General features: G+C 33.7%; 9 protein-coding genes and 1 tRNA gene. 9 read left to right on the forward strand and 1 reads right to left on the reverse strand.

Going from position 1 to position 12,681, the window contains the following annotated elements; genetic code table 11:
* Positions 1-15: 15 nt before the first annotated feature.
* From ABJM36_RS09450 to ABJM36_RS09470, 5 genes are read left to right on the forward strand one after another with little or no spacing between them, the layout of a single operon-like run.
* A complete protein-coding gene (locus tag ABJM36_RS09450; RefSeq protein WP_348451217.1) occupies positions 16-1,212 on the forward strand; it encodes a DUF2062 domain-containing protein in 1,197 nt (398 codons plus the stop codon).
* Positions 1,205-4,891, forward strand: coding sequence for an MMPL family transporter (locus ABJM36_RS09455; RefSeq protein ID WP_348451218.1), 3,687 nt, complete (start codon positions 1,205-1,207; stop codon positions 4,889-4,891). Before ABJM36_RS09450 ends, ABJM36_RS09455 begins: the two co-directional genes overlap by 8 nt.
* Positions 4,888-6,417, forward strand: a complete 1,530-nt coding sequence (locus tag ABJM36_RS09460; RefSeq protein ID WP_348451219.1) for an NAD(P)/FAD-dependent oxidoreductase — start codon at positions 4,888-4,890, stop codon at positions 6,415-6,417. Before ABJM36_RS09455 ends, ABJM36_RS09460 begins: the two co-directional genes overlap by 4 nt.
* A 9-nt stretch (positions 6,418-6,426) precedes the next feature.
* Positions 6,427-8,088: a C45 family peptidase gene (locus ABJM36_RS09465; RefSeq protein WP_348451220.1), complete on the forward strand. Its 1,662-nt coding sequence runs from the start codon at positions 6,427-6,429 to the stop codon at positions 8,086-8,088.
* Positions 8,085-9,374, forward strand: a complete 1,290-nt coding sequence (locus tag ABJM36_RS09470; RefSeq protein WP_348451221.1) for an AMP-binding protein — start codon at positions 8,085-8,087, stop codon at positions 9,372-9,374. The genes ABJM36_RS09465 and ABJM36_RS09470 overlap by 4 nt, the downstream gene beginning before the upstream one ends.
* 104 nt (positions 9,375-9,478) lie before the next feature.
* Here the strand turns inward: ABJM36_RS09470 and ABJM36_RS09475 are convergent.
* Positions 9,479-9,553 (reverse strand) — tRNA-Pro (locus ABJM36_RS09475).
* Between the two features lie 160 nt (positions 9,554-9,713).
* On the opposite strand from ABJM36_RS09475, the gene udk reads away from it, so the two are divergent.
* Genes udk through ABJM36_RS09495 form a run of 4 tightly spaced genes read left to right on the forward strand, consistent with a single transcriptional unit; the run spans position 9,714 to position 12,678 of the window.
* Positions 9,714-10,319: a uridine kinase gene (gene udk / locus ABJM36_RS09480; protein ID WP_348451222.1), complete on the forward strand. Its 606-nt coding sequence runs from the start codon at positions 9,714-9,716 to the stop codon at positions 10,317-10,319.
* 1 nt (position 10,320) lies between these two features.
* Positions 10,321-10,638: a septum formation initiator family protein gene (locus tag ABJM36_RS09485; protein ID WP_348451223.1), complete on the forward strand. Its 318-nt coding sequence runs from the start codon at positions 10,321-10,323 to the stop codon at positions 10,636-10,638.
* A complete protein-coding gene (locus ABJM36_RS09490; RefSeq protein WP_348451224.1) occupies positions 10,638-11,999 on the forward strand; it encodes a methylmalonyl-CoA mutase subunit beta in 1,362 nt (453 codons plus the stop codon). The genes ABJM36_RS09485 and ABJM36_RS09490 overlap by 1 nt, the downstream gene beginning before the upstream one ends.
* A gap of 1 nt (position 12,000) precedes the next feature.
* Positions 12,001-12,678 (forward strand): hypothetical protein, encoded by a 678-nt coding sequence (locus ABJM36_RS09495; RefSeq protein ID WP_348451225.1) that lies wholly within the window; start codon positions 12,001-12,003, stop codon positions 12,676-12,678.
* Positions 12,679-12,681: the final 3 nt, after the last annotated feature.

The following is a 12,681-nucleotide window of genomic DNA, read 5'->3' on the forward strand; positions in this document are numbered from 1 at the left end:
AATTCTACTTTAAAAATGGAGGAAACAGTAACAAAACATAAACTGAACAGCCTGAATTGTTGTGTTATTGTACCCACCTACAACAACGAAAAAACATTAGAGCGGGTTTTAAACGGCGTACTTAAACACACCGAAAACCTCATTATTGTTAACGACGGTTCTACTGATAGCACCGCCCATATCCTAAAAACATATACAAGCCTCGAACAAATTCATTTTACAGAAAATAAAGGCAAAGGTAAAGCGCTACGCGCTGCGTTTAAACATGCCGAAAGTTTAGGCTACCATTACGCGCTTACTATAGATTCTGATGGGCAACATTTCCCTGAAGACATTCCCATATTCATCAATACACTTGAAGCTTCAGAAGACAAGAATCTTTTGCTTATTGGTGCTCGAAATATGGACCAAGACAGCGTTCCGAAAAAGAGTAGTTTTGGTAATAAGTTTTCTAATTTTTGGTTTTGGGCTGAAACGGGCATCAAACTCCAAGACACGCAATCTGGTTTTCGTCTTTACCCAATTGAACAACTTAAAAAACTAAAATTTTTCACTTCAAAATTCGAGTTTGAAATAGAAGTTATAGTAAAGGCTGCCTGGCAAGATATTAACGTTAGAAATATCCCGATTCAGGTTTTATATGATGAAACCGAACGTGTATCGCATTTTAGACCATTTAAAGATTTCACCCGTATCAGTATTTTAAATACTTGGCTGGTCATTCTTACCCTTTTATATATTAAACCACGAAACGTTTTTAGAGCATTAAAAAAAAAAGGATTTAAACGTTTTATAGTTGAAAATTTTCTAGGCATAAACGATTCCGCAGAAAAAAAGGCATTATCTGTTGCTTTAGGTGTTTTTATTGGACTTACGCCACTTTGGGGATTTCACACCGTTATTGTTATTTTCTTGGCCTTAACTTTTAAACTGAATAAAACCATCGCTTTTATTTCATCTAATGTGAGCATGCCTCCACTCATTCCATTTGTGATTTATGGCAGTTTTAAAATTGGAAACTTTGTTTTAGGAGAAAATGTAACCTTTAACTTTACAGATAACGCAACAAGTAGCGACATTCTAAACCATTTGAAAATTTATATTGTTGGCAGCTTAAGTCTTGCCGTAATTTCATCTGTCGTTTTAGGATTATTATGTTATTTTATATTTTTACTTTTTACGAAGAAAAAAGGAACCGAAGCCCATGGATAACTTCTTTTACAAAATATACCTGCATTTTAATTCAAAAAAAGCCATTGGTTTTGGAGTTTTAACCCTCTTGTTCGTAATACTTGGTTTTGTGGCTTCAAAAATTGAATTTGAAGAAGATATTACTAAACTTATCCCCACCAACTCCGAAAACTCTGAATTTCAAAAGGTTTTAAAAAACGTCAACTTTACCGATAAAATTATTGTTAATATCAGTCGTAGCGAAACAGGTTTAGTGGATGATTTAACGGCATACGCTGCTCAGTTTATCGATAGTATAAAAGCGTCATCTGGCAATTACATCAAACAAATTCAAGGTCGTGTAGAAGATGCTGAAATAAAAAATACAGCAGATTTCATCTATCAAAATTTACCATTATTTTTAAATGAAACAGATTATGAAACCCTAGCTAATAAAATTAAAAAAGATAGTATTGATGCTATTACCTTAAAGAATTACAAAACTCTTATTTCGCCTTCCGGAATTGTCGCTAAAGATTTTATTTTGAAAGATCCGCTAGGCATTTCATACATCGCAATAAAAAAACTACAAGAGTTAAGTTTTGGTGAAGACTTTATACTTCAAAACGGTTTTTTGGTTAGTAAAAACAAACAGCATATTTTACTCTTTATAACACCCGCTTTAGATGCGAATGAAACTTCTGAAAACACCAAATTTGTAGGAAACTTATACGATACAGGAACCAAATTAAATGAAATTTTTAAAGGTAAAGCCAAAAGCGAATATTTTGGCGGTACCTTAATTGCTGTGGCCAACGCCAACCAGATAAAAAGTGATATTACACTAACCATTAGTGTTGCTTTAAGCATCCTTTTACTCATTTTTGTTTTGTTTTACAAAAAGCTAACCGTACCTATAATTTTATTTATTCCAACGATCTTTGGCGGACTTTTAGCTATTGCTTTTCTGTTTTTATTTCGTGAAAAAATATCGGCTATCTCTTTAGGTATTGGGTCTATTTTACTGGGTGTTACTTTAGATTATTCTTTACACATCCTCACACATATCCGAAGTAATAATAATATTAAACATTTATATCAGGAGATTTCCAAACCTATTTTAATGAGTAGCCTTACCACGGCTTTAGCATTTTTGTGCTTACTATTCATCAACTCCCAAGCCTTGCAAGATTTGGGTGTTTTTGCAGCTATTAGCGTTATAGGGTCGTCATGTTTTGCGCTACTATTTATTCCGCAGGTATATCATGAACAATCTAAAAAACGTAAAAAAAGCACGGTTTTAGATAAATTAGCCTCTTATAATATTCACAAAAATAATTGGGCCATTATTGGTTTGCTGCTACTTTGTTTTGGTAGTTTATTTACTTATAACACGGTTGTTTTCAATAACGACTTGAGTGAAATGAATTACATGCCAGCAGATGTAAAAACCGCCGAGTTAAACCTCGATAAACTTATTAATAGCACATCAAAATCTATTTATATTGCCGCTTATGGCACTTCTGAAGAAAACACGTTAATGGTTAATGATAGCATCCTAAAAAAACTACAACGCCTAAAAACCGATAACCAAATTATCAACTATAGTTCTATTGGTACTTTTGTACATTCCAAAGCACAACAAAACGCACAAATTGAACGCTGGAATACCTTTTGGGACAAAAATACGATTGAAACCACTACAGAAAATCTTATTGAAAGCGGCAAGCCTTTAGGTTTTAAACCTGAAACCTACCATAAATTCTACACGCTTTTAAACACCACATTTAAACCTATAGAACTTGACGCTTATAAAGCCATAAACACGTTTTCGGTAAGCGATTATATTGCTACAAAAGATAATTACACCACCATTACCACTTTGGTGAAAGTTGAAAATAGCGATGCCATAACTGAAGCTTTTAAAGGCGATTCGCAAACTCTATTAATTGACCGAAAACAAATGAACGAGACATTTTTAGGCAATCTAAAAAATGATTTCAATAGCTTAATTGGCTATTCCTTAATTGTGGTTATCCTAATTTTACTAATCTTTTACAAAAGCTTTTCGCTCACTTTAGTTACAGGCATCCCCATTTGTTTAACCTGGTTGCTAACCATCGGGATTATGGGTTTATTTCATTTAGAATTTAATATTTTTAACATTATTATTTCCACCTTTATTTTTGGTTTAGGTATAGATTACAGCATTTTCATCACCAATGGTTTATTACACGAGTACCGCACGGGCGAAAAATCGTTGGCCACGCATAAAACCTCTATTTTATTATCTGTAATCACCACTATTTTAGGTGTTGGCGTTTTGATTTTTGCAAAACATCCTGCATTATATTCCATATCAGTAGTTTGTTTAATTGGTATTTTATCAGCTGTTTTAATCGCTTTTACTATTCAACCTTTATTATTTAAACTATTTATAGGAAATAATCAAAAACGTCCTATTTCATTTCGATTATTACTACATTCCATTGTATCATTTACTTATTTTGGTTTGGGTGGTATTTTGCTCTCATTGTTTAGTGTTACGATATTGAAAATTATCCCCCTTCCGAAGAAAACCAAGATGAAATGGTTTCATATCACCATTTCAAAATTTATGAAATCGGTACTTTACACACATCTTTTTCTTGTAAAAAAGGTCATTAACCCACATCAAGAAGATTTTAAAAAGCAGGCGATAATTATCGCAAATCACACTTCTTTTTTAGATATTTTAGCAATTGGCATGCTACACCCAAAAATTATTTTCTTGGTAAACGATTGGGTTTACAACTCCCCTGTTTTTGGTAAAGCCGTACAATTAGCTGGTTTTTATCCCGTTTCGAGCGGCATTGAAAACGGCTTAGACCATTTAAAAAAGAAAGTAGAACAAGGTTATACGTTAATGGCTTTCCCGGAAGGCACACGCTCTAAAAACAACAAGATAAAACGTTTTCATAAAGGTGCTTTTTACCTAGCGGAACAGTTTAAACTCGATATTATCCCGGTGCTTATTCATGGTAATTCCGAAGTGATTCCGAAGGGTGAATCTATGATTAGAGACGGTTACATTACTTTAAAAATATTACATCGTATTACCCCAAACGATACCCGCTTTAGTCCAAATTATTCAAAACGAGCCAAACAAATTGGGGCATATTTTAGAGCAGAATTTAGTGCTTTCAGAAAAGAAAAAGAAAGTCCGAGTTACTTTCACGCCATGCTTTTAGACGATTTTAGATATAAAGGTGATGCGCTTTTCAAACATGTTAAAACCGACATTAAAATCAACCAAGACCATTACCAAACGGTATTAAATACGGTTGGAGAAAAAGATACCGTTGTCCATTTATCGAACACCAATGGGCAACTCGACTTTTTACTCGCCTTACATGCGGTAGACCGAAAACTAGTTTCTTATATTGAAAGCCCAAGTAACCGCATCATATTCAAAAACAGTTTAATCACTAATAAACACAACATTCGTTGTATCGATGCCGTGGAAGATTTGGTTGTATTTAAAGCAGACACATTAATTATCAATCAAGTGAATATTGCAGAAAATGAACTAAACACTTTGATGCATTCCGAATTAAGAAACATCATTGTACTACATGGAGATGTTTTGGTTTCAATCCTAAAGAAATTAGATTTAGGTTTCGAATGCACACTTCAAAATAAAAATATTACTATTTTAACAAAACAGGTAAATAAAGCATGAAATCACATTACGATGTCGTAGTTATAGGAAGCGGTTTGGGCGGCTTAGTGTCCGCCAATATTTTAGCTAAAGCAGGCTATAGCGTTTGTGTTTTGGAGAAAAACAACCAATACGGTGGGAATTTACAAACCTTTGTACGCGACAAAACTATTTTTGATACCGGTGTGCATTATATTGGTGGTTTAAACGAAGGACAAAACCTATATCAGTATTTTAAATACCTCGATATTATAGACGATTTAAGTTTGAAAAAACTAGATGAAGATGGTTTTGACATTGTGACTTTTGAAGGCGACCCTAATGAATACAAGCATGCTCAAGGTTATGATAATTTCATAAAACAACTAGTTATTCAATTTCCTGAAGAAGAAAAAGCCATTATTACATATTGCGATAAGGTGAAAGCTGTTTGCAATAAATTTCCTTTATATGGTTTAAAACACGGAAAACCTTATTACGAAAACAGTAATATTTTCAGTTTAAAAGCAAAAGAATATATCGATTCTATAACCGATAACACAAAATTACGCGCCGTACTTGCGGGCACCAACTATTTGTATGCTGGCGATGCCGACCGCACACCTTTTTACGTGCATGCCCTAACTATAAACTCTTATATTGAAAGCGCCTACCGCTGTATTAATGGAGGCAGCCAGATTTCTAAAATTTTAATTCGTCGTTTAAAAGAACATGGTGGCGACGCTTTTAAACATCATGAGGTGGTTAAATTCAATTTTGAAGACAAAGATATTTCATCGGTAATTACAAAAAATGGTAAAGAAATTAAAGGCGATTTATTCATTTCAAACATAGAACCAAAGCTCACTATTAAACTGGTTGGTGAAGATAAATTCAGGAAAATCTACACCAAAAGAATCAATAATATTGAAAGCATTATTGCTGGTTTTAGCCTGTATATTGTCCTTAAACCGAATACATTTAAATATCAGAATAAAAATTTCTATCATATAAAAGATGCCGATAAAATTTGGGATGGTCAAGATTACACTCCAAAAAGTTGGCCAGAAGGCTATATGGCATCCATGGGTATTAACAAAAGAACCGATGTTTGGGGCGAAAGTTTAACCGTGATGACTTACATGCGCTATGAGGAAATGGCACCTTGGGAAAATACATATAACACCGTTGCCAACAAAAACGAGAGAGGACAAACTTATGAGGAATTTAAAGCAGAAAAGGCCGAAATACTTATTCTAGAATTAGAGAAAAAATTTCCTAATATTCGCGATTGCATTCAAGAAACATACACATCCACCCCTTTATCTTATCGTGATTATATTGGTTCTAACCGAGGGTCTATTTATGGCTACGTTAAAGATGCGAATAAACCACTAGCCTCCTTTGTATCGCCACGTACCAAAGTAAAAAACCTCCTCCTAACCGGACAAAGTTTAAATATGCACGGTATTTTAGGTGTTACTATTGGAGCGGTTTTAACCTGTTCTGAAATTCTTGGAATGGAGCCTCTATTGAATAACATATTAGAAGCCAACAAACCAAAATAACACATAAAAATGAGCTTTAGGATATTTAATTTAGGGTGGCTTTTTTTGTTTTTAGAACTAACATCTTGCGGCATTTCTAAATCTTTACATGATATTCCCGATGTTAGCTCTTATAATTCCGGTATTCCGGAACGCATTAAAATTTCCGATTCCGCCTATACTTTAGGTCCCAATAACCTCAGTAAAAACAAACAAGGTTTATGGGAGCTTTATGTTGAAGGAAACCCTTTTGAACGTGGTTTAATTACAGGAAGTCTCACCGAAGAACTCTTCCATTTCCAAGAACACGCCTTTTTATCTAAGGTAGACGAACTCGTACCATCAAAATCAAAACAAGCGATTTTACGACGATTTTTAGCTTGGTTTAACCGCAAATTATACTTAAATGTTCCGGTAGAATACAAAACCGAAATTTACGGACTTTCAAAATACGCATCTCCAAAATACAACCATATAGCCGATCCGTATTTACGTATTTTATATTTGCATGGGGCTCACGATATTGGTCATGCCTTGCAAGATTTAGCCCTGGTAGGTTGCACCTCTTTTGCGGCTTGGGGAGACAAAACTGAAGATAGTAGTTTAATTATTGGTCGAAATCTCGACTTTTACGCTGGAGACGAATTTGCTAAGGAAAAAATAATCTCGTTTGTAAACCCAACGGAAGGTTATAAATTTATGTCGGTCACTTGGGCTGGTATGATTGGTGTGGTTTCGGGCATGAACGAACACGGACTTACAGTGAGTATAAATGCCGGAAAATCAAAAATCCCCTTAATTGCCAAAACACCGATTTCTATTTTAAATCGAGAAATATTACAGTACGCCACCACCATAGACGAGGCTATCGCTATTGCAAAAAAGCGTCAAGTATTTGTATCCGAATCTATTTTTATTGGTAGTGCAAAAGATAAAAAAGCGGCGATTATTGAAGTGTCTCCAACCAATTTTGGAGTTTATAAAGTTTCAAACGAAAACCAATTAATATGTTCCAATCATTTTCAAAGTGACGCTTACGCGGAAGACAAAAAAAACCGAAAGCATATAGTTGAAAGTCATTCGCAATACCGCTATCAACGCATGGAAGAATTACTAAATCAGCAACCAAAAATAACACCTCAAATTGCGGTTGATATTCTAAGAAACAAAGACGGTTTAAACAATAAATCTATTGGTTATGGTAACCAAAAAGCGCTAAATCAATTATTAGCACATCACGCTATCGTTTTTAAACCCGAACAACGTTTGGTTTGGGTATCGTCTAACCCCTATCAATTAGGCGAATTTGTAGCATACGACCTCAATGCCATTTTTAAAAATCCAAATAAACTATCGCTTGCCAACACGGCTTTAAACATTGAAAAAGATCCGTTCCAGTTTACTCAAGCCTATCGTAATTACCAAACATACAGAACGTTACGAACTCAAGCACTTTCAGCAATAAAAAACAATGGAACACTAACAACTGAAGTGCTTTCAGAGTTAAAAAACAAAAACCCAGAATACTGGGAAGCGTATTATTTAGTTGGAAAATATTACTACGAAAAAGGCTATTTTACAGCATCACTAAACGCTTTTAAAAAAGCCAAAACCAAAGAAATCACCACAGTTCCCGACCAACAAGACGTCGACAAATACATTAAAAAGTTAAAACGAAAGTTAGCCCTATGATTCCAGATATAGAACACGCATCACAAACCGAAATCAAGGCCTTTCAGGTCGATAAGTTAAAATCTCTTTTAGAGTATTTAAATACGCATTCTGTTTTTTACAAGCGTTTGTTCGAAACACATCAAATTGATATTAAAAACATCAATACGCTTGAAGATTTAGCAACTATTCCTACCTCCACAAAAGATGATTTACAGTTGTATAATGACGATTTTATGTGTGTACCGAAAAACAAAATTATAGATTATGTAACTACTTCGGGCACCTTAGGCGAACCTGTGATTTTTGGCTTAACCGATAACGATTTAGAGCGTTTAGCTTATAACGAAGCTATTTCTTTTGCTTGTGCTGGCATTGGTAAAGGCGATGTAATTCAACTGATGACCACCATGGATCGCCGTTTTATGGCTGGATTGGCTTATTTTTTAGGTGCTCGAAAACTGGGAGCGGGCATTATTCGGGTTGGTAATGGGATTCCGGAATTGCAATGGGATTCAATTTTAAAATTTAAACCCACGTATATTATTGCGGTACCGTCATTTTTACTGAAACTTATTGAATATGCCAAACAACACAATATTGACCCGAATACTTCCGGTATTAAAGGTGCTATTTGTATTGGAGAACCCCTTAGACATCAAGATTTTTCGTTAAATACCTTATCACAAAAAATAAAACAACATTGGGATATTGAGCTGTTTTCTACTTACGCCTCTACTGAAATGAATACGGCTTTTACCGAATGTACACAGCAACAAGGCGGCCACCAACATCCAGAATTAATTATTACCGAAATTTTAGACGACAACAACCTGCCTGTAGCTGAAGGTAAAGCTGGTGAATTAACAATTACCACACTTGGCCTTGAAGGTATGCCTTTACTTCGTTTTAAAACCGGCGATATTGTAAAAGCTCACCATGCACCCTGTGATTGCGGCAGGAACACCACCCGTTTAGGACCTGTTATTGGAAGAAAAAAACAAATGATAAAATACAAAGGAACAACCTTATACCCACCTGCAATGCAAAACATTATGAATGATTTTAACGAGGTAGAATCGTATATAATAGAATTATCATTCAATGAAATAGGTACAGACGAAATTCTCATTAAAATAGCAACAAAGAAACCTTCGGAAGATTTATTAGAAAAAATAAAAAATCATTTTAGAGCAAAACTACGAGTACTTCCAAAAATTGAGTTCTCCGATAGAAAAGAAATTAGAAATCTTCAATTCCCAAAAATGAGTAGAAAACCCATTATGGTAAATGACAAAAGAATATAATTACAACCTTTAAACTACTGAATTATTAATAAATTTCAATTAAAACAAAAAACACCGTTAATCAATGATTAACGGTGTTTTAATTTTTCCTATCTCTAGGTTAGTCGGGGTGGCAGGATTCGAACCTGCGACCTCCGCGTCCCAAACGCGGCGCGATAACCGGGCTACGCTACACCCCGAATTAGTTATCCTGTTTTTAAGGACTGCAAATATATAGTTTTCTTTTATATATAAAATCTTTTTTTATTTTTTTTTCCATTTTAAAAATATTTTTCTGGATAAATTGTTTCCAAAGAATTAATCTTAAATTTGTTTCATTAAAAAAGTAAAACAACCTTTATGCTAATTATAGGAATTGCAGGTGGTACTGGCTGCGGAAAAACAACCGTAGTAAATCAAATATTAAACGAACTTCCGGAAGGCGAAGTTGGCATACTATCGCAAGATTCATACTATAAAGACACCTCACATTTATCCTTAGATGAGCGTGTAAATATTAATTTTGACCACCCAAGATCTATTGATTTTGATTTGATTGTAGAGCATTTAAAGGACTTAAAAAATAATAAACCCATACAGCAACCTGTATATTCGTTTGTAAAACATAACAGAACCGGCGACACCATATTAACGCATCCTCGAAAAGTAATGATAGTGGAAGGTATTTTAATACTTACAAATCCTGAATTAAGAGATATGTTCGATATAAAAATATTTGTTCACGCCGATAGTGATGAACGTTTAATAAGACGATTAAAACGTGACATATCAGAAAGAGGAAGAGATTTAAACGAAGTATTAAACCGTTACCAAACCACCTTAAAGCCCATGCACAATCAGTTTATTGAGCCTACAAAAGAATACGCAGATATTATTATCCCTACCAACAAATACAATACCGTAGCAATAGATATAGTTAAAACCATAATAAACGATAAACTATAATATGGCATTTCCAAAAAGCAAATATCTAAAACCTTTTAAAAACATATTCATACTTATACTAGTTGTATTTGTAATTTGGATGTTGTTTTTTGATGCCAATTCATGGTTAATTCACCATGAATTAAACACTGAAATTGAGGATTTAGAAAACGAAAAAAGCTATTATAAAAAGGAAATAGAGAAAGATAAAAAAGATTTAAAAAAAATAAGTACCGAAGAAGGATTAGAAAAATTTGCTAGAGAAGAGTATTATATGAAGCGTGATAATGAAGAAATTTATATTATTGAGTATGAAGACAGCTTAAAAACTACAGATTAATGACTAAAAACCTGTTTGATAGTTTCAATCCGGTTTCCGCTAAACAATGGAAACAAAAAATTCAGTTCGATTTAAAAGGGGCCGACTACAACGATATGCTTATTTGGAAAACAAATGAAGACATCGATGTAAAACCTTTTTATCATGCCGACGATTTTGAAAAAGTACCAAACACATCTAGTACCAAAGCAACACAATGGAAAATTTGCCAAAGTATTTTTGTTGCTGATGTTGAAAAATCCAATTTAAACGCTATCCGAAGTATTGAAGGTGGTGCAGAACAAATAAATTTCATTATACCTTCAGATGCTATTTCAATTAATAATTTAATACAGCATATTAATGTAGAAGCCGTAACTCTTCAATTTGAATTACTATTTCAACCTGAAGCCTACACTAAACAAATACAAAACCTAGTCCCTAAAGCTAAAATAAAAGCAGATAGCATTGGTCAATTAGCTAAAACAGGAAATTGGTTTAAAGGCTTAAAAGAAGATTTAAAATTATCGGAAAGCCTAATTAAAAGAACAAATGAACTACACATAAATGGTTCGCTATATCAAAATGCAGGTGCCACTATGGTTCAGCAACTGGCTTACACACTTGCGCACACCAACGAATATTTAAATATTTTAGATGAATCAAAAAGCGATTTATCCGCCCTAAGAGCAACACTCCATTTGGCAGTTGGAACAAATTATTTTTTTGAAATCGCAAAACTAAGAGCCCTTAGGATGCTATGGAAAACCTTGGCTTCAGAATACCACATCCAATCAGATTGCATTATTGAAGTTACACCTACAAAACGCAATAAAACCGTTTACGACTATAATACAAATATGTTACGTACCACTACCGAGTGCATGAGTGCTGTATTAGGAGGTGCCAATTCTATTTGTAATTTACCATATGATTACATTTACAATAAAAGCAACGAATTTGCCGACCGTATAGCAAGAAACCAGCTATTAATATTAAAAAACGAAAGTTATTTTGATAAGGTTAATAATCCTTCAGACGGCTCGTATTACATTGAAAGTTTAACCCATCAACTTGCTGAAAATGCATTGGGTTTATTCAAAAATATTGAATCTAGTGGTGGTTTTTTAAAACAGCTAAAATTAGGCACAATTCAACGAAAAATTAAAGAAAGTGCTTTAAGGGAACAAAAGCAATTTGACAATGGAGAAATAATATTATCAGGCACTAATAAGCATCCTAATGAAATGGATAAAATGAAAACTAAATTAGAGCTTTATCCATTTGTTAAAATTAAACCTAGAAAAACACTTATAGAACCCATTATAGAAAACAGATTATCAGAACAAATAGAAAAAAAACGATTAAAAAATGAGAATTAAAATGAAATCAAAAATTACAACCTTTACATTTTTATTAGTTATAACTTTATTCAGCTGTAATCAAGGTAGTCAATTCACAGACTATAAATACGCCGATAAACCTGCAACAATTACTTGCGAAGGCGTTAATTTAAAATTATTAAACGAAGCCCTTTACAGCTTTGAAGATGATATTGCAAAACATTACAATAAAGGAAATAGGGCACCTAGGTTAGACCAAGCATATTCTCAAATAATAAGAAACTCTATTTATGGTAGGCTAAAAATAGAAGATATAGCATCAAAACATACTGTTGCTGTTTTTGAAGCCCTAAAAAAGGAAGAAGACCTTTGGGATGCTACCAACCCAAAAAGCCATTTAAATTATAATAGTAAAGTGCTAAATTGTATTTCTAGTTCTATTAAAGATTCTAGTTTAAAAACGACATTAAACGCACTTATTTCCACCAACAGTATGGCTCCAAAATTATTTGGACCTGCTTTAGTTAGCAAATCGAGAAACGCATTAAGCGACAAAAGTTTAGCCATGTACATTACCCTAGATTTATTTTATGCAAAAATGTTTGATATCGATTTTAGTAAAGTAAATTTTGACAAACCCGAGCAAAAAGTAGATTTTAACGCACTACCTGCAAATAATAAACCAACAACAGACTCGCACGCCGACCATAATCACTAAACA

The sequence above is a fragment of the Algibacter sp. genome, from assembly GCF_039977455.1.
GTDB lineage: Bacteria > Bacteroidota > Bacteroidia > Flavobacteriales > Flavobacteriaceae > Algibacter_B.